We start from the raw sequence: 18,877 nt of genomic DNA, 5'->3' as shown, positions 1-18,877 counted from the left end.
AACCCGCCATCGATGCAAGGGCGTTATCAAAAAGAGATAAAGCGGCGTACGACACGTTTATGAGAAGTTCACCAGAAACCACTGGGCCCACGGAGATCCGTGGGCCCAGTGTGACTCCAGAGGTTCAGTTCGGCGGCTGGGGGAAGGGGTCGACCAGCCCGCAGCGCTGGATCTCGTACTTCGGCACCCGCTCGATCCGGTACTTCGCGAACGACAGCGCGTTGCGCAGGTTGTGCCGGAAACGCTCGAAGGTCAGCGGATCGCGCGAGGAGATCAGCAGCGCCTGCGTGTCCGGGCAGGACATGGCCGTGCGCGCCTGGGTGACCCACTTCTCGTCCAGGTACCAGGGCATCCACGGCTTCTTGTCGACCATGCCCGCGTCCACGACGACCCAGTCCGGGTACAGGCTCTTGTCGTGGCCGATGCGGCCGTCGGCCAGCCGCTCGGTGTGCGCCGCCAGCGGATAAGCCAGGCCCATCTGGTCGATGACGCGCACGTCGAGCGGGACGTTCATGCTGGTCATGCCCAGATTCAGGAAGTACACCGTGTGACCGGCGCCGCCGTCGGGGATGGGCTGCGGCGGGGGCGCGATGTACCAGAACGTGAACGCGGGCGAGTTCAGCAGCAGGCCGCCGTTGGGCGTCTCCTGGATGTTGTTCACCATGGCGCGGATGCGCGGGTAGTCGAGGTAGTCCGTGGCCCGGATCGGGTGGTCGTGGCCGGTGTTGAGCACGTAGTAGACGCGCTCGTCGACGATGCCCGACGAGCTGATCTTGGTGCCGGTCTTGATGGCCGTGGTGCCCGAGGCGAACAGCGCCCAGCCGAGCGTGCCGAGCCAGGCGATCAGGATCACCGCGACCGGCCAGTTCGCCGCGCGCAGGCCGCCTTCGGGCAGCCGCAGCGGAATCACCGCGACCGGGAGCAGCAGCAGGAACAGCTGCGGCAGCAACATGCGGCCGTGCATGAAGTCGCCGCCGACGCGCAACGCGTAGATCGTCAGCAGAAAACCGCTGACCAGCACCAGGGTGACCACCGCGGCGGGCGAGCGCAGCCACGCGCTGAACCGGCGCAGGCGCCCCTCGGTCGACGGGCTCCCCGCGGGCGCGACCATCGAACGGGCCGCGACGACACCCAGGACCAGCAGCACGAGCAGCGGGATCCACAGGTAGTACGGCCCGACCAGATCCCACAGGTACGTGAAGCCCTGGCTCCACTTCGCACCGCCCGCGTCCTTCGCGACGGCGGTGTTCGGGTAGGGCAGGCCGTAGTAGCCCATCCGCCAGATCTGGTAGCCCAACGGCACCAGGCCCGCCACGGCGACGATGACCGCGCGCAGCACGATCGGGCGGAAACGGGTCTCCGGCAGCGGCGCGAAGAAGATCATCAGCAGCGCGAGCGCGCCCACGAGGGTCATCTCCGGACGGATCAGCGGTGCGAGTCCGGCGAAGAACACCAGACCGAACAGCCCGCCGAGGCGCACCCGCTCGGCCTGCGCCCAGCGCAGCAGCAAACACCACAGCGCGCCGAGCCAGCAGATGACGAGTCCACTCTCCAGGCCGGAGGTGGCGTAGTCGCGGGCGGGCGGCACCGCGATGTAGACCAGTACACCGGCGGGCAACAGCAGCGCCGACCTGGTGCCGCCCCACAGCCGGGCCGTGCCGAGCATGGCGAACACCATGGCGGCCACCGACAGCGTCAGCGCGATGCCGAGCACCACGTACTCGAGCCGCGCCTGGGTCAGCCAGCTGAAGAACCAGACGATGTAGGTCCACGCCGTGCTGGTGTTGGTCTCGACCCGCTCGTCCATGTTGAACACCGGGCCGTGGCCCGCCAGCAGGTTGCGGACGGTGCGCAGCACGATCAGGCCGTCGTCGGCGATCCAGCGACGCTGCCAGCCGCCGATCGCGAAAAGCGCCGCGGTGAGCGCGATCCCACCGACGAACGTGGCTCGGGATAGGCGCTGGAAAGACGAGGCGGACCGCGCCTGCGCGTTGGCAGTGCGTTCCGCCTCGTCTTCAGTTCGCTCCGCTCCCTCTACCAGCATCTCGTCAGGTGAGATAGACAGCGACACCTACCGCTCCGATCCAGGCGATTGCGAGGAACTGGAGGACGCGATCCCCCAGCGCGATCTCTTCGGGTTCTCCGGCCTCGCCACCGTCGACGTCGACCGCGTAACGCAGGATTGCGATGGTAAACGGGATCATCGAGATCGCGAACCAGGTGGTGTCGTTGGCCCGATCCTGCTCGAAGGCCCACAGCCCGTAGAAGACCACGACCGCGGTAGCCGCCAGCGTCCAGATGAAGCGCAGGTAGGTGGGCGTGTAGTACTCCAGCGACTTGCGGATCTTGGCGCCGGTGCCCAGCGCGATCTGCAGTTCGGCGTAGCGCTTGCCCGCCGCCATGAACAGCGAACCGAACGCCATGATCAGCAGGAACCACTGCGAGAGCGGGATGGCCGCCGCCGCGCCGCCCGCGACCGCGCGCAGCAGGAAGCCACTCGACACGATGCAGATGTCCAGCACCGCTTGGTGCTTGAGCCCGAAGCAGTACGCCAGCTGGATGACGATGTAGACCGCCATCACCACGGCCAGCTGCCAGGCCGCGACGAACGAGCCGACGATCGAGCCGACCAGCAGCACCGCGGAAATTCCGAAGGCCAGGTTCACCGGGACGATGCCCGCGGCGATGGGCCGGAACCGCTTGGTCGGGTGGGCTCGGTCGGCCTCCACGTCCAGCGCGTCGTTGACCAGGTAGATGCCCGAGGCCGCCATGCAGAACACCACAAAGGCGACACCGACGTGGGCGAGCACGTCGATCTCGGTCACCGAGCCCGCGGCGAGCGGGGCGGCGAGCACCAGGACGTTCTTGACCCACTGACGCGGCCGGACTGCCTTGATCAGACCGCCCGCCAGCGTCTTGGGCGGCCCCTTGACAACGGCCTCGGCCAGATCGGCGCCGGTCGGCTCTTCACTCATGTCAACCAAGGCCTTTTCTTGTGCGAACGGTGTTTGATTTGCGGCGCTCCCGGTGCCCTGCATGGTTACGCAAGCTACCCCCTCCGGGCCCGTCGCTCGCCCCGCGGGTCGAGTCGCTTTTCGGCGGCGAGCAGGGCAGCGGCGGACGCGGCACCGAGCGCGGATCCGGCGAGCACGTCGGAGGGATAGTGCACCCCGAGTACGACTCGGGAGAGCAACATCGGCGGTACGAGCACCGCAGGCAAGGGTAGCCCGGTGAGTCTGCCGAGCAACACCGCAGCCGCCGTGGTGGAGGTGGCGTGCGAGGAGGGGAAGCTCAGTTTGCTCGGCGTCCCCACGTTGACCTGCACCGACGGGTCGTTCGGACGCGGGCGCCGGACCACGCGCTTGATCACGATGGAGGCCGCGTGCGCGCCGACCGCGCCCACCGCGACCCCGGCCCACTGCCGCCGCCGCGGCTTGTCGACCAACCACCCCGCGGCGGCGATGCCGATCCAGCCGAGCGCGTGCTCGCCGAAGTGCGACATTCCGCGCGCGGCCGAGACGACCGACGGATTCGTGCCGATGCTCGCCTGCACGGCGTTGATGATCGCGACCTCCGGCGGCCGGGTGGCCGAATCCTGGAGGCTGGGGTTGACCGCACTCACTTATTTGGTTCCGTTCTGATCGATGCCGAAGGCGTTCTCCCAGGCCGCGGTGCTGGTGAGCCGCGGGTGCGCGGCACGGTAGCGCTGCTGCATCTCCGGGAAGCGGGCCGCGAGCTCCTTGCGCAGCCGCATCGCCTCCTTGAACAGGCCGAGAGCCTGGCGCGGATCGCGCTTGCGGTAGACGACGCCGCGGCCGTCGGCCGTGGTGACGGTGACGCCGTCGACCTGCGAGAGCAGGAACCAGCGCGCGTCCAGCGTCGGCACGTTGAGCTGCGGGGTCCGGTGGTGTTCGGTGTGCGCCGGGCGCACGTTGTGCACCAGACCCTTGACCAGCCGGACGACCTTCGCGATCGGGTTCGGCGGCTCGCCCACCGCGCCGACGCCGATGTGGCTGGCCAGCGGCAGCTCCGTCGAGGAGGGCAGGATGACCGCGTCCGGGTACTGCTTGCGCAGCTCGTGCACCGCGCCGAGCGCGCTCGGCAACAGCTGGAACAGCCGCTCCGGGCCCGCGAGGAAGTCGCGGATGGCGAGGTTCTGGATCGCCACCGTCGAATACTCCAGGCAGAGCAGGTGCTTGAGCGTGGCCTTGACGGTGTTGACGATCATGGCGCGCCCGTCGCCCGGCAGGTGCAGCGAGGCGACCACCAGGCGGTTGCGCAGGTGGAAATACGCCTGCCAGTCGATGGCGTCGTCCTTGTCGCTCCACGCCATGTGCCAGACCGCCGCACCCGGCAGAGTGACGGTCGGATAACCGGCGACGCGGGCGCGCAGGCCGTATTCGGCGTCGTCCCACTTCAGGAACAGCGGCAGCGGCTGGCCGAGCTCCTCGGCGACCTGGCGCGGGATCACGCAGGTCCACCAGCCGTTGAAGTCGACGTCGATGCGCCGGTGCAGCAGCTTGGAATTGTCGCGGTCGCGCAGCGGGTACTTGGCGAAATCGTGGTCGTATTCGACGTTGGGCGCCGCCGTCCACATGAAGATGCTCCGGTCGACCACTTCGCCCATGACGTGCAGGTGCGAGCGCTCCTGCAGGTTGAGCATCTGCCCGCCGACCAGCATCGGCGACTTGGTGAACCGAGAGAAGGCGAGCGCGCGCAGGATCGAGTCGGGCTCGATCTCGATGTCGTCGTCCATGTAGACGATGTACTGGGCGTCGGTGGTCTTCAGCGCCTCGTACATGACCCGGCTGTAGCCGCCGGAACCGCCCAGGTTTGGCTGGTCGTGGATGGCGAGCCGGTCGCCGAGCACCGCGGCGGCCTCGGCGAAACCGGGCTCGTCGACGACCTTCTTGGTGCCCTGGTCCGGGATGATGACGGCCTTGATCTTCTCCAGCACCAGCGGGTCGGAGCCGAGCGCGCCGAGGGTCTTCACCGCGTCGGTGGGCCGGTTGAAGGTGGGCATGCCGACCGCGATGCTGCCGTCGCCCGGCGCATCGATCGGCGCGTACCAGCCGCCGGAGAGCAGCGTGACCGCCGTGTCGGTGGTGATGTCGAACCAGATCCAGCCGCCGTCCTCGAACGGGGCGAGATCGGTCTCGAATTCCACCGTCGTCGAGTCGGCGCCCGCCGCGACGGCGAACTCGCTGCCCTGTACGTGGATTCGCGAGCCGTCGGCCTTCGAGCGGTACATGTCCACCCGGCCGTGTCCGGCCAGCTCCAGCCGCAGCACCACCGAGGTCAGCACGCTCCAGCGACGCCAGTAGCTGGCGGGCAGCGCGTTGAAGTAGGTGCAGAACGAGACCTCGGACTCCGCGCCGATGGACAGCGAAGTACGGGTGGTCGCGTGCGCGCGCTTGGCGTTGGTCGCCGATTCCTCCAGGTAGAGGGTGCGCACGTCGAGGGGCTCACCCGGCCTGGGCAGGATGATGCGCTGCAGCAGCGATTTCGCGCGGGTCTCGGTCGTCATCTCTTCCAACATCGGTGAGGAGGTCATTCTGCACTTTCGTCCACGAGGGGCGCGCCCGACTCCAGATGCGGTCGCAGCACATTGTCGAACATGCTCAGCGCGGAGCCGATGGCCATGTGCATGTCCAGGTACTGATAGGTGCCGAGGCGGCCGCCGAAGAGGACCTTCGCCGACGCGGTTTCCTGCTTGGCGCGCTCGCGGTAGGCGAGCAGCTTGGCGCGGTCCTCCGGGGTGTTGATCGGGTAGTACGGCTCGTCGCCGGTCTGCGCGAAGCGGGAGTACTCGCGCATGATCACCGTCTTGTCCGTGGGGTACTCGCGCTCGGGGTGGAAATGGCGCGGCTCGATGATGCGGGTGTACGGCACGTCCGCGTCGTTGTAGTTCATCACCGAGGTGCCCTGGTAGTCACCGGTTTCGAGCACTTCGGTCTCGAAGTCGATGGTGCGCCAGCCGAGTTCGCCCTCGCTGTAGTCGAAGTAGCGGTCCAGCGGACCGGTGTAGACGACAGGGGCGTCCGGGTTCTGCGCGCGCACTTCGTCGCGGACCTCGAACCAGTCGGTGTCCAGCCGGACCTCGATGAGGTCGGAGGCGGCCATGTTCTCCAGCCACTTCGTGTACCCCTGCGCGGGCAGGCCCTCGAAGGTGTCGTTGAAGTAGCGGTTGTCGAAGTTGTAGCGCACCGGGAGGCGGGTGATGTTGCCCGCGGGCAGTTCCTTGGGATCGGTCTGCCACTGCTTGGCGGTGTAGTCGCGGACGAACGCCTCGTAAAGCGGGCGGCCGATCAGCGAGATGGCCTTCTCCTCGAGGTTCTGCGCGTCCTTGGTCTCGACCTCGGCGGCCTGCTCGGCGATCAGCGCCTTTGCCTCGTCGGGGGTGAAGTAGCGGCCGAAGAACTGCGAGATCAGGCCGAGGCCCATCGGGAACTGGTAGGCCTGCCCCTTGTGCATCGCGAACACGCGGTGCTGATAGCCGGTGAACTCGGTGAACTGCGTGACGTAATCCCAGACCTTCTTGTTCGAGGTGTGGAACAGGTGCGCACCGTACTTGTGGATCTCGATCCCGGTTTGCGGTTCCGGCTCCGAGTAGGCGTTGCCGCCGATGTGATAGCGGCGATCGAGCACTAGCACCCGTTTGCCGAGGACATTGGCGGCGCGTTCGGCAATGGTCAGCCCGAAGAAGCCGGAGCCGACGACGATCAGATCGAACTGTGCGGAGGGGTTGGCGGAGGTACCGGGGGACGATGCGACGGTCACGGGAGCCCAGCGTATCGGAAGTCCGCACGCGGCCCGGGGGGAAGGCGGCGGGCGGCCCCGGCAACCGGAATTTCCCGCGTTGTTCGCCGAAACGGCTACGTCGCGGCCATGAAGGCGCTATTACATAGAGGACCGTCCAACTGAACATCTGTCCAGTTGGTGTCGCGTTGGGTTTCCCAACGATCGTCCGACCGGAGTAGTCGTCATGCGTCTTCCGCGCCTCCTCGCCCCGATCACCGGCATCCTCGCGCTGTGCGCGGTCCTCGGCGGCAGCGTCCTGATTCCCGCCACCGCCAACGCCGAGGACGACTCACTAGCCTCGACGCCGATCACCGACGCCGCGGCGCTCTGCGTCACCGGAGCCCCGACTTTCGACGACGTGGTGACCGCCGCCGCCACCGCCGTGCGCACCCTGGTCCCGCCGGAGCAGGTCGCGGGCTACGACCGCCAGGTCGCCGACTTCCGCGCCTCCCTCGCCGCCGTGCGCGTGCACCGCGACGGTCTGCCCAAGCACCCGGGCGCGGTGGGCGAGCGGCCCGAGTTCCTCGACGACCCGATCGTCACCTATCTGGTCAACGGGCTGGACGCGATCCGCACCGGCCGCGTGCACGAGACCATGTCGGTCGCCCACCTCACCGTGAACGACGCGATCGAGGTGTTCGTGCTCGCGACCAGGATCGTGAAGATCCCGGCGCAGCTGGCCGCCAGCATGGTGCCCACCGCCGGTTTCTTCCTGAAGCCGATCGTCGGCGCGATGTTCAACGGCGTGAAGGCGGTGACGCGCAAGGTGCAGGAGTTCATCGCCGCCAACTGCGCGGCGCCGAACGCCTACCCGAAACTCGAGCTGGACGAATATCCGATCGAGCGCGTCGAACTTCCCGCGCCGCTGATCGACCTGGCCAACGCGCTGGTACGCGCCGACGGGACGTGCACGCCGATGGCCGAACTCACCACCGCCACGCTGGTCGAACGCACCAGGGCCTACCTCGACGCCGCCGATCTGCCGCTGGACCGGCCCGCGATGCACGCCGCCGCCGACGCGCTCCAGGCCTTTCTCGGCGAGAACCGGGTCGCCGAGCTGGCGCTGCTGCGCCGCACCGAGGAACTCGGCCCCCTGGTGCACTCGATCGACTACGGGCCACTGACCTTCCTGAGCAATCTCGGCTTCAGCCTCTACGAGGGCCGCGCGCTGAACACCGTTCCGCTCGCCGAGGTGCGCGTCGAGCACGCCTTCGACCTGGCGACGCTCACCCTGGACGTCACCAGTCTGCTGCTGACCGCGGGCAATATGGCGCTCGGCTTCACCGGCGTCGGCTCGAGCGTGACGACACCGCTGTCGATCATCCAGACGCTCGCCTTCTCGCCCGCGACCTATGGCGCGCCGATCCTCAAAGGGGTCATGCAGTCGATGTGCGCGGTCTGAGGATTCGCGCAGTTTGCGGCCCACGCCGAGCGGATGCGCCGTCGCAATTGGCCGAGTCAGGCCGGGAAGCCGACGTCGAGTTCGCCGTGGACGTCTCGGTGTCCACGCGCCAATAGTGTTCGCCCAGTTCGCCGTTGGTGATGTGCGCGATATCGACGCCGGGTGACTCATCGATCGCACCTATCGGTGCGCGCGGAACTCACGCGACGCGGTCCGCGGACGTCCTGGACCGTGGGCGGGATCGGCGGTCAGAGGTACGGGTAGGGCGGCTGGCCGTACGACGGGGGTGGATAAGCGGGTGGGTAGGTGGGTTGGCGGCGGGCGGCGATCCAGCGGCCCGTCGGGCTCGCGACCGAGAGGCCGAAGATCGTGCCGGACAGGAGGAGTGGCAGGCCACCGGCGACGCCGCCGATGGCGACCAGAACGAGTGCGCCGAGCAGGGCGATCGCGGACAGGCCGATGATGATGACGCGCCCCGCGGTCTGACGCATGAACAGCAGCAGTGCGCCGAGCAGCCAGAGCATCGCGATCAGCGCGCCGACGCCGATGCCGATGAACGCGGCGGGCTCCACTTCGTTGTCCGGGTCCAGGGCTTCGAAGAGGCCGATGCAGATGCCGACCGAGCCGAGCAAGCCGACGAGCGTGGACAGCACCGCCGCTATGATGGCTGTCGCGCCGCTCGGTGCGGGCGGCGGAAAACCGTATCCCGGCTGCGGATAGCCGGGCGCGGCCGGCGGATAGCCATAGCCAGGCGGCTCGTACGGATAGCCCATGGAACTCCCCCTTCAATGCATCGAAACCCTACCGCGCCGCTCCGACAGGATCGCTGGACGACCGAGTCCACTCGTGGTCAGTAGTGCGGATACTGCGGCGGGGCATAGGGGTATGTCGGCTGACCGTACATCGGAGCGACCGGGGTACGGCCCGCGGCGACCCAGCGGGCGGTGGGGCCGACGGCGGCAAGGATTCCGATGAGCAGCGGCAGGCTCACGCCCAGGGCCAAACCGACGGTGGCCGCAGCGGATTCGCTCATCATGCCCGCGTCGGTGATGGCGCCGAGGCTGACGAAGCCCTCGATAACCGCCAAGGTGCAGGCCACCACGATGAGCGTGCGCCCCGCGCTCTTGCGGATCAGCAGCAGGATGCCGCCGAGCAGGAGCATGGCCGCGATGCTCGCCGAGATCGCGACCATGATGTAGAGCTCGGGTTCGGCGGAGCCCGAGCTGCCGATCGCACGGCGCACGTCCGCGAGCCGTTGCAGGGCAAGGAAACCGCTGAGGGCGGTGAAGATTTTGTACGCACCCGCGAGCAGCGCGAGCACCCCCGCCATGATGGCGGTACCCCCGCTGGGCGGCGGCGGTGTGTACCCGTACGGCGGATACGCCGGATAACCCGGACCTGGGTACATGTCGAAACCCCCTCGTAGCTGCGCCGTGAACTCTACCGCGCTGTCACCGCGCCGCTCGACCGCGAATCATCCATCGGCGCTCGAGCGTTGAGCAACGGTCGGCGCCGTGCGGCGATCCACCGGCCCGTCGGGCGCGCGACGGAGAGACCGAAGACGGCGCCGGACAGGACGAGTGGGAGCCAGCCCACCAGGCCACCGACGGCGGCGGCCAGAACGAATGCGCCGAGCAGGGCGATCGCGGACAAGCCGATGAGGATGAGCCGCCCCGCATTCCGCCGCAGGAACAGCAGCAGCGCACCGAGCAGCCAGAGCAACGCGATCAGCGCGCCAACGCCGAAGCCGACGAACACGACGGGCGCGACTTCGTTGTCCGAGCCGAGCGCCACGACAAGGCCGAGGCAAGAGCCGACCGCGCCGAGCAAACCGACGAAGGCCGCCAGCACCCCCGTGGTGATCGCGACCACCTCGTCGATGGCGGTAGCGGCACTCGGCGGGGGTGCGCTCGGCGAAGGGGCAGCAGCCGACGGAATCGCGGATGCGGCAAGGGTCACGATGATCACGGGCAGTACCAGCCCCGTGAGATTCACCAGCCAATCACCGTGCACCATGGCCGTCACCGAGCCGACCAGACCCGCGGTCGACGTGGCGATGTCCACCGCCGGACCGCCCTCCTCGGCCCAATGGATGCCGTATTCGGACCGATAGCCGCGTAGTGCGGCGAACACACCGGCGACACCGACGACCGTCCAGACACCGGCGGCGACGAGCACCGTGAAGCGCCCGTCCTCGTCACCGCGGACGGTCAGCACCGCACCGTAGCCGAGTGCGCAGACCAGCAGCAGCGTACCGAGCGCGGTCGAGACCGCGAGCGAATCGTCGTATCGACCGGGATCGGGAAAGAAACCGAAAGCCAGCACGAGCAGCCCGACCAGGTTCGCCGCCGCGCCGATGGCCGCGAACAGCGCCACCGCGGTCGCGAGTGCCCCGACGGGCTCGACCGGCCGCGTGCCCGAACTCTCCTGGCTGTACAGCATGCGTCTCGTCCCTCCGAATCAGCCGGTCGAACACTTAAAGTATGCGCACGGACCGCCCCGCGCGCGGCGATCGGTCAGCGCGGCGATCGGCCCGCCGCGATCCACTCCCCCGTCGCACCGAGCGCGGCCAGTGTGAGGATCCCGACCTGGAAGAACCCGCGTACCAACGCATCACGCTGACCGACCGCCGGACCGAAACCGGCGGCGATGAAACTCGCGAGCGCGAGCAGCGCCGCCACACCGATCACGATGATCCGCCCGGCCGTTTTCCGCCGGAACAGGAGCACTCCCCCGGTGAAGTAGAGCACTCCGATCGATGCGATCACCGCACCGAGCACATAGCCGGCCGGACCGGCGGCCTCGGTGCGCTCGCCGGGTACCAGCCACGGGATCGCCGCGAAACCCCCGATGCCGCCGACCAGCATCGCCAGCACCGCGGCGGTCTTCGCGGGCGCCCCGCTCGGCGGTGGCGCCGCGCTGGAATCCGCTGGCCGCGAATCCGATTCCCGTGCGACCGGCTCGTTCCGATCGATTTCCTGCTCGTGCATGCGTGACCCTCCCGCTTCGAGCGAACCCGACGTCATGCACGCAAAAGCGCCCGCACGCGAATCCGCGTGCGGGCGCTGGGTTTTCACTCCACCAATGGGCGCTGGCTGGGCGCGTCCGCCGATGACCCGCGCATTGACGGAGAGCAAAAGGCGGATGCCTCAGCGCAGGTTGGCCTCCGCGTAGACCTTCATCGCGTCGCGCACGAAGGCGGCGGTGCCTTCGCCGTGCACGTCGTAGTTGACCGCGAATCGCGAGTCTTCGACGTACATTTCGCCGAGTCCGATGAAGGCGTCGGCCGTCACCGGCCGCCCCTGCCAGCCGTCACCGACCCAGGCGCGGTGCCGGGCGACGATGGCCTGCACCTCGTCGCTGTCCACCGGAAGCCCGGCGGCGTGCGCGCGACCGAAGTCCGCGGCGATGTCCAGCTGGGTCTGCTGGAAATCCTTCTTCTGCTGGTCGGTGAGCGAGCGCCACCAGCGGTCACCGCTCTCGTAGGCCTCTTTGCCCCAGCGTTCGATCACCTCGTCCTTGTACTGTGTGTGGTCGAACCCGTCGAAAACCTCTGCTGCCACGAGTTGTTCACCTCTTTCCGTCTTCCGCAGCGTGGTGTGCACCGAGTCGATCTGGCGTCGGATCCGATCCTGTTCCTGCCGAAGCAGTTCCAGGTGCGTACGCAATGCGGCGGCGGCGTCCTGTTCGCCCGCGAGCACTTCGGCGATGACCGGAAGGCCGAGGCCGAGTTCCCGCAGCAGCAGGATGCGTTGCAGCCGCACGAGGGAGTCCTGGTCGTAGTAGCGGTACCCGTTGGCGCCGATCCGGCTGGGCGGCAACAGCCCGAGCTGCCCGTAGTGGCGCAGCGCGCGGCTGGTGGTACCGGCCGCCTTCGCCAGATCCTGGATGGACCATTCGCCTGCTCGGGTGCCCGCGGTCACGACCTGGACTCCTTCCTTCTCTCGTCGGTGAAACCAGTCTGCAAGTTGACGCTACGTCAAGGTCAACCCGTTTTCTCAGCTTTTCGCTCCCACCAGAATGAGCGCATCTTCGGCAGGCTCACCAGCGTCGGCGGCGCCGCGGATCTCCGCGGCCGCACCGACATTCCCGGCCTCGTCGATTCGAACCCGTGCGGTGGTCTGCCCGAGCAACGTCCCGCCCAGCGCGATCGCCATGCCGAGAATCTGCAACCCGGTGAGCGCCTGCCCGAGCGCGACCCACCCGATGACCGCCGCCGAGACCGGGCTGAGCAGTCCGAGGAACGCGACCGACGTGGCTGGCACCTTCGCGATGCCGCGCAACCACAGCCAGTAGGCCGCCGCGGTGCCGATCACGCCGAGGTAGAGGTAGCCGCCGATGGCGCGGCCGTCCATGGCGGGCGGTGCGCCCTCGATCAGCGCGGCGAGCGGGAGGATGAACAGGCCGCCGGCGGTGAGCTGCCAGCCCGTCATGGCCAGCGGGCCGACACCGTCGGGCCGCCCCCACCGCTTGGTCAGCACGGTGCCGAGCGCCATCGAGCCCGCGCCGACGAGTCCGGCGATCACCCCGATGGTGTCGAGTTGAGCGGTGGCGCGCAGCACCACGAGCGCGACGCCGAACACGCCGATCACTCCGGCGAGAACCTTACGGCCGGTTGGCCTTTCGTTCAGCACCCCGGTGGCGAAGACCAGCGCGAACATCGGCGCGACCGCCCCGAGCACCCCGGCGACGCCGCCCGGCAGCCGATAGGCGGCAAGGAACAGCAGCGGGAAGAACGCGCCGATGTTGAGCACGCCGAGCGCGGCGGCGCGGCCGACCCACATTCCCCTCGGCAGCGTGCGCGTGAGCGCGAGCAGCACCAGCCCGGCGGGCAGCGCGCGCATCAGCGCGGTGAAGAGCGGACGGTCCGGCGGCAGGAACTCGGTGGTGACGGCGTAGGTGGAGCCCCAGACGATCGGGGTGAGGGCGGTGAGCGCGAGGGTGCCCGCGTAGGGGTTCCGCGCCGCGGTGGTGATGGACATGTCGGTCGCTCCTCATTGATAATCTCAACGTTGAAATATCTACTCCGACTGGTGTCTCATCGTCAAGTAGATGAACGTTGAAATTCTTAGGACAGAGAGGAGTCGCGATGGGCGACGCAGTCGATCTGATAACCGCGCACTGGCACCGCGAGCGTCCGGACGTGGACGTCTCGCCGATGCACATCGTGGGCCGAATCACCCGCTTGTCCCGGGTCCTCGAGCAGGACCTCAAGCGCTTCTTCGCCGGTCACGGCCTGGAGTTCTGGGAGTTCGACGTGCTCGCGACGCTGCGCCGCTCCGGTGGCGCGGATGGCCTCACCGCGGGCGCGCTGAACCGTGCCGCGATGGTCACCTCGGGCGCCATCACCAACCGCATCGACCGGCTGGCCGCCAAGGGCCTCGTCGAACGAATGCCCTGCCCCGAGGACCGGCGCTCCGTCCGCGTTCGCCTCACCGCCGAGGGCAGGAAGCTGGTCGACGACCTGCTGCCGCTGCACGTCGCCAACGAACAGCGCCTGCTCGACGCCCTCGACACTCAGGATCGCGACCAGCTGGCCGCCCTGCTACGCCGCCTCGCCGAGTCGTTGGGCGACACCGCACTGGACTGATCGTGCAGCCGATGTGATCGCGCCGTCGCCCGGTCAACGGTCGCCGAACACCTCCTCGAGGGACGGCACCGCGAGATCCGAGTTCGGCACCTGACCCGACTCCGGCGTACGCGGCTGCGCGGCTGCACCGGGCAGCGCCGACTCGGGCAGCGCACCACCCGACGGCACGGCCCTGGATTCCGGTCGCGGCGTCGGCGTGGACGCGGTGGTCGGCGCGAGAGTTCCGGGCTGCGCCGCCGAATCCGTCGGCAGCCCTTCGCGAATCGCCGGATCGGGCACCAGCTGCATGAGCGTCGCGAAGTCGACCACCTGCACACCCAACGTCGGCGTCGCGATGATGACGCCATTGGTGAACAGCCGGTAGGTGCCCGCGCGCTGCGGCAGCAGCATCTCCGGGCCGAGCGGCGCGCCGAGCGAGCCCGACTCGCCGCCGACGCGCTGGTACTCGAGCTCGATCGCCGACGGCGTCGACGCGGCCCGGCTGCGCGGGTCGGTCCGCGGATCAGTAGGCGGACGGCCGACGGCGAGTTCCGCTGGCGTCGGCCCCACGTCGAGGGCGTAGATATCGACAGGTTCGCCGCCGTCCGGCGCGGCGGAATACTCCGAGCGCAAGATGTGGCCGTCGCGCAGCAGGACGGTGCCCGCAGTGGAGGCGATGGCCGCGGCGGTGCGCGGATCCTCTTTCGCCGTACCGGGATACACCTGGCAGTCGGTGGTGTCGCAGGTCTGCGCGTACGAATACCTGCGCTCGGCGAGCGCGTAGGAGCGGGCCGCGATGGCCTGCGCGCGCAGCGCCTCGCCCGCGCCCTTGTCGACCCAGTTCGCCTGGACCTCGGCCGGGACCACGCCGAGCAGATAGTCCTCCACGTCGACGCGGTTGATCGTGCGCGCTTGCCCGTTCTCGGTGGCGACGCCGAGCGAGCCGCGATAGGCCGTGCCGCCGCAGAGCGTGAGATGTTCGGTCGCGGGCCGGTTCGGACGGGGATCGAGGGGATAGATCCACGGATCGGAAGTGGCTGTCTGCCATAGGACTTCGCCGTCGCACCCGAGGGTGACGACCACGTTCGCGCCGCCGTCCGGCAGCGGGGTGAGGTGAGCGACCTGGCCCGGCGCCATTTGCCGACCGGCCACCCGGAATCCGGCCTCGGCGTAGGCGTCGAGGGTGGAATCGTCCTGTTCCATGAGCCGCACGGCCAGATTGGTCGGCGGGATGGTCCCGCGTGTCGCGCCCGGGTAGTAGTGCTCGAGTATTCGTTCGGCGAGCCAGCCCTGCTGGGCGCTGTCGAAGGCGCCGACCTGACTCATGCCGCGGCCGTGGCCGGGACCGGCGAGTGGCCTGACGGGCGTGTCGCCGGGCCAGGCGCACAGCGCGAGGGATGTTCCCGCGATAACCGCGGCGCACCCGGTGACGAGCACCGGCCTCAGCGAAATCGGGGCGGGTCGAATTCTGCGCATTCGTATCTCCCATGGTTTTCCAGGACCGGATCGGTTTGGATACCTGTCGGCATGTCGTGCCGTTCGGTCGCATTTCGAGAGCTACATTCGAGCAATCACGTGATTCTAATCCTCAACAAGAGGTTTAGATCTGTGACAGATGTGAACTAGTGTGATCGTTGATGCATCAGGAAGCAAGCCTGATTTCCCGCACCTGATCACCGGTTCGACCTGATTGGAGATGCTCGTGCCGTACCGCAAACCGAAACGCTCCTACGTGCTCCCGATGGTGACCACACTTGCGGTAGCGGCGCCGCTCGCGACGCTCGCACAGGGCGATTCGACCGACTACCGCACGGCCAACGACGCCGAGCTGGCCGCAGTGCCCGCGCAATTGGCGGAAGTGATGCTCACCCAGGCGCCCGACATCACCCTCCCGCTGCGCGAACTGACCGGCCTCGACCTCCCCGACCTGCGACTATCCGATTTACGGATGCTGCCGATCCCGCCCGCCATTCCGATACCGGATGGCCTGCCGGTGCCGCCCGGTGTGCAGCTGCCGAAGGAAATCCCGCTCCCCCGCCTCGATCAAGGCTTGCCCGCCGCGCCGAAACCCGTGCCTCCCGGATTCACCGCGCCGACCACCAATCAACCGATCCCCGGTCAGTCCGCGCAGGGATCCCTCCCGGCACAAGCCCAGCCCGTCGCACCGCTGCCAGGCCCAACCGCCCAGGCGCCCGCGCAGGCGATTCCCGGCCAGTCCGTCCCGGCACCCGCGCCGGCCATCCCGGGCCAGTCCGTCCCCGCGCCCGCGCAGGCCATCCCAGGTCAGACGGTCGAGGCACCGGCGCAGCCCATACCTGGCCAAACGGTCCAGGCGCCCGCGCAGCCCGTCCCCGGCCAGTCCGTCCCCGCGCCCGCGACGCCGAGCCCGGTACCGCAGCCCGGCGTGAAGTTCATCGCCGACCCGGCCGACCTGCCGGAAGGCACCACCCCCGACACACCCGCACTGGCGCCCGGCGCGCTTCCGCCGGAGTTGCTCGACCAGGTGGGCGCGCAGGTGAAGGAGCTGTCCAGGGAGACGCCGTTCAGCGTCGTCGCGCTCACCGCGCGGGATCTGGCGAACACCAGGGCGATGGTCCGCGCGCGCCAACCCAACGGCACGTGGGGGCCCTGGTACGAGTCCGAACCCATCGACACCCGCCGCAACGACCACGCACCGGCCGACGACACCGTCGGCACCGAGCCGATCTACGTCGGGAACACCAACGCGGTCCAGATTCTGGTCACCCGCAAACCGGTCGCTACGACCGCGCAAACTTCCAGTGCGGCACCGGGATCCGGCCCGCTGCAACCAACCCCGGCCGCGGCACCGCGCGACAACGATCCGGCCCAGTTCGCATTGCCGTCGCTCACCGCGGTCCTGATCGATCCCGGTCGCGGCGCCATCGACGGCGCGCTCAACAACGTCGCCTCCGCGCTGCCGGGTGGTGGACCGAATGTGATCACCCGATCCCAGTGGGGCGCGGACGAATCCATCCGCTGCGACGAACCCACCTACGACGACGGTCTCGGCGGCGTCACCGTGCACCACACCGCGGGCCGCAACGACTACAGCAAGGCCGAATCGGCGGGCATCGTCCGCGCGATCTACACCTATCACGCCCAGACGCTCGGCTGGTGCGACATCGGCTACAACGCCCTCGTCGACAAGTACGGCCAGATCTTCGAAGGCCGCCACGGCGGGTTGGATCGCCCGGTGCAGGGCGCGCACGCGGGCGGGTTCAACGAGAACACCTCCGGCGTGGCGTTCATGGGCAATCACGAGTCGGAGATTCCGTCCGAGCAAGCGGTGACCGCCGTCGGCAAATTCGTCGGCTGGCGGGCGCGGGTCGCGGGCCTGGATCCCAAGGGCCACACCACGATGTACTCCGAGGGCACCGAGTACACCCCGTACGCCGAGGGCGAGGCCGTGCGCCTGCCGATCGTGTTCGCGCACCGCGACGTCGGCAACACCAGCTGCCCCGGCGACGCCGCCTACGAGCTGATGGACCGGATCCGCGACATCGCCGCGGGCGTGCCGGGCGGCTCGCCTGCGCCACAGGGTCGGCCGAGTCCGCAGGCGCCGCCGCGCACCCAGTCCGATCTCGCGACGCTCGCCGCGCTGACGGCCAAGCTGCTGAGCATGGTGAACGAGAACATCATCGCCAAGCACTACTCGGCGAAGGGCGGTCCCGACGGCCCGCTCGGCCAGGCGCTGTCCGAGCCGCAGCCCGCCGCGCAGGGCCAGCAGTACGCCAGGTTCGCCAACGGCTACGTCTACACCGCGCCGGACGGTCAGGTCATCGAGGTGATGGGCGCGATCCTGGATCGCTTCCTGCAACTCGGCGCCGACTCGGGCATTCTCGGCCTGCCGCTCACCAACGCCTATCCGGTGCCGGACGGCCTGCGCTCGGACTTCCAGTACGGCTCACTGATCCTGAACCAGCTGACCGGCATCGTCACGACGGTGTGGAAGACCTACAACGAGACGTATCAGCAGGAGATGCGCCGCAACCGGGGCGATGAAGTCGCCGCCCCGCTGCCTGCCGCTCCCGCCCCAGCCGCAGCTCCACTCCCCGCTCAGGCGGACGCGGTCGCTCCGGCACCGGCCTCGCTGCCCGCAGCACCCGCTCCCGCGGCCGACGTGGACCTCGAAGGCTCGGACGCTCCCGCACCAACGGGGCACTAGTCCCTGCGGTCGCAGCACTCGACCGGGAGCTGAAACCCGCTCAGACCCACCAACGTTCGAGCACTTGCGCCACGCCGTCCTCGGCGTTGGTCGCGGTCACCTCGTCGGCCGCGGCCAACGCCTCCGGGTGCGCGTTGGCCATGGCGACGCCATGCCCGGCCATCGCGAGCATCGGGACGTCGTTGGGCATATCGCCGAAGGCGATGATCGTCGAGTGCTGCACGCCAAGCCGCTGCGCGACGGTGGCCAGCCCGGACGCCTTGGTGACGCCGGGCGCCGACAGCTCGATCAGCCCGTGGTCGGTGGAGTAGGTGATGTCCGCGCGATCGCCGATGAGCGGCGCGAGCACCGCGCGCATGTCCCCGCTGAGCGCCCCGCGCAACCGGATGAGCATCTTGATCGCGGGCGTGTCGATCACCTCGTGCCGGGCGACGGCGGTGTCGTCCGGATTCAACCAGGCGTGCTCGTACTCCGGGGAGCTGACGAACTGGGGCGTCGCCGCGTCGTGCGCGCTGGCGCCGATGCGTTCGGCGGCGAGTCCACAGCCGGGCAGCGCTCGTTCGGCCAGGTCGGCGATCCAGCTCAGTGTCTCCACGTCCAGGGAACGGCTCGCGAGCACCCGGTCCGAAGCGCTGTCGTAGATGACCGCGCCGTTGCCGCAGACGCATAGCGGCGCGAAGCCGAGTCCTTCGACTACCGGGTCGATCCAGCGCGGCGGCCTGCCGGTGGCCAGCACGAACGGCACACCGTCGGCGATCAGCGCGGCGACCGCGGCCTTGGTGCGCGCGGTCACGCGTTCGTCGTGATCGATCAGTGTGCCGTCCACGTCGGTGGCAACCATTTTGGGTTTGGGCAGGTGCAGGCGTGTCACCTCTTCCATCCTGCCGGAAAACCGTCTCGGCGCGGTCGCGGTCGGCTC

Annotated in this window: 16 protein-coding genes; 3 read left to right on the top strand and 13 right to left on the bottom strand. The window is 68.9% G+C overall.

Annotated elements, in window-relative coordinates; all coding sequences use genetic code 11:
* Positions 1-124: 124 nt before the first annotated feature.
* From T333_RS03675 to glf, 5 genes are all read right to left on the bottom strand, one after another.
* Positions 125-2,044 (bottom strand): arabinofuranosyltransferase AftB family protein, encoded by a 1,920-nt coding sequence (locus T333_RS03675; RefSeq protein WP_496423673.1) that lies wholly within the window; start codon positions 2,042-2,044, stop codon positions 125-127.
* A 4-nt stretch (positions 2,045-2,048) separates the two neighbouring features.
* Positions 2,049-2,975 (bottom strand): decaprenyl-phosphate phosphoribosyltransferase, encoded by a 927-nt coding sequence (locus T333_RS03670; RefSeq protein ID WP_496423672.1) that lies wholly within the window; start codon positions 2,973-2,975, stop codon positions 2,049-2,051.
* A 74-nt stretch (positions 2,976-3,049) separates the two neighbouring features.
* A complete protein-coding gene (locus T333_RS03665) occupies positions 3,050-3,565 on the bottom strand; it encodes a phosphatase PAP2 family protein (protein ID WP_496424131.1) in 516 nt (171 codons plus the stop codon).
* Between the two features lie 57 nt (positions 3,566-3,622).
* A complete protein-coding gene (locus T333_RS03660) occupies positions 3,623-5,554 on the bottom strand; it encodes a glycosyltransferase (RefSeq protein ID WP_496423671.1) in 1,932 nt (643 codons plus the stop codon).
* Positions 5,551-6,780: a UDP-galactopyranose mutase gene (glf, locus tag T333_RS03655; RefSeq protein WP_496423670.1), complete on the bottom strand. Its 1,230-nt coding sequence runs from the start codon at positions 6,778-6,780 to the stop codon at positions 5,551-5,553. Before glf ends, T333_RS03660 begins: the two co-directional genes overlap by 4 nt.
* Positions 6,781-6,985: 205 nt before the next feature.
* On the opposite strand from glf, the gene T333_RS03650 reads away from it, so the two are divergent.
* Positions 6,986-8,203: a hypothetical protein gene (locus T333_RS03650; protein ID WP_496423669.1), complete on the top strand. Its 1,218-nt coding sequence runs from the start codon at positions 6,986-6,988 to the stop codon at positions 8,201-8,203.
* A gap of 248 nt (positions 8,204-8,451) precedes the next feature.
* On the opposite strand, the gene T333_RS03645 is transcribed toward T333_RS03650, so the two are convergent.
* The 6 genes from T333_RS03645 to T333_RS03620 all read right to left on the bottom strand — a co-directional run bounded on the left by T333_RS03645 (position 8,452) and on the right by T333_RS03620 (position 13,185).
* Positions 8,452-8,976 carry a hypothetical protein gene (locus T333_RS03645; protein ID WP_496423668.1) on the bottom strand — a complete coding sequence of 175 codons (525 nt, stop codon included), beginning with the start codon at positions 8,974-8,976 and terminating at the stop codon, positions 8,452-8,454.
* Between the two features lie 77 nt (positions 8,977-9,053).
* Entirely contained in the window at positions 9,054-9,611 is a 558-nt protein-coding gene (locus T333_RS03640) for a hypothetical protein (protein WP_496423667.1), read from the bottom strand.
* Positions 9,612-9,643: 32 nt separating this feature from the next.
* The gene (locus tag T333_RS03635; RefSeq protein WP_496423666.1) at positions 9,644-10,645 is read right to left on the bottom strand and encodes a hypothetical protein; all 1,002 of its coding nucleotides are present in this window, start codon (positions 10,643-10,645) and stop codon (positions 9,644-9,646) included.
* A 74-nt stretch (positions 10,646-10,719) separates the two neighbouring features.
* The gene (locus T333_RS03630) at positions 10,720-11,193 is read right to left on the bottom strand and encodes a hypothetical protein (protein WP_496423665.1); all 474 of its coding nucleotides are present in this window, start codon (positions 11,191-11,193) and stop codon (positions 10,720-10,722) included.
* 159 nt (positions 11,194-11,352) lie between these two features.
* Positions 11,353-12,126: a MerR family transcriptional regulator gene (locus T333_RS03625; RefSeq protein WP_496423664.1), complete on the bottom strand. Its 774-nt coding sequence runs from the start codon at positions 12,124-12,126 to the stop codon at positions 11,353-11,355.
* A gap of 75 nt (positions 12,127-12,201) precedes the next feature.
* Positions 12,202-13,185 carry an EamA family transporter gene (locus T333_RS03620; RefSeq protein WP_496423663.1) on the bottom strand — a complete coding sequence of 328 codons (984 nt, stop codon included), beginning with the start codon at positions 13,183-13,185 and terminating at the stop codon, positions 12,202-12,204.
* Between the two features lie 107 nt (positions 13,186-13,292).
* Between T333_RS03620 and T333_RS03615 the strand changes: the two genes are divergently transcribed.
* Positions 13,293-13,793, top strand: coding sequence for a MarR family winged helix-turn-helix transcriptional regulator (locus tag T333_RS03615; RefSeq protein WP_357256197.1), 501 nt, complete (start codon positions 13,293-13,295; stop codon positions 13,791-13,793).
* Between the two features lie 33 nt (positions 13,794-13,826).
* Here the strand turns inward: T333_RS03615 and T333_RS03610 are convergent, their stop codons facing one another.
* On the bottom strand, positions 13,827-15,248 hold the full coding sequence (locus tag T333_RS03610; protein WP_496423662.1) for a SpoIID/LytB domain-containing protein: 1,422 nt from the start codon (positions 15,246-15,248) through the stop codon (positions 13,827-13,829).
* A gap of 265 nt (positions 15,249-15,513) precedes the next feature.
* On the opposite strand from T333_RS03610, the gene T333_RS03605 reads away from it, so the two are divergent.
* Entirely contained in the window at positions 15,514-17,958 is a 2,445-nt protein-coding gene (locus tag T333_RS03605) for an N-acetylmuramoyl-L-alanine amidase (RefSeq protein WP_496423661.1), read from the top strand.
* Between the two features lie 40 nt (positions 17,959-17,998).
* Here T333_RS03605 and T333_RS03600 read toward each other — a convergent pair whose 3' ends face one another.
* The gene (locus tag T333_RS03600) at positions 17,999-18,838 is read right to left on the bottom strand and encodes an HAD family hydrolase (RefSeq protein WP_354998991.1); all 840 of its coding nucleotides are present in this window, start codon (positions 18,836-18,838) and stop codon (positions 17,999-18,001) included.
* Between the last annotated feature and the right edge of the window lie 39 nt (positions 18,839-18,877).

Source organism: Nocardia sp. CNS-044 (assembly GCF_059570515.1).
The sequence above is the reverse complement of the archived record's forward strand: the minus strand, read 5'-3'. Positions and strand labels throughout refer to the sequence as shown.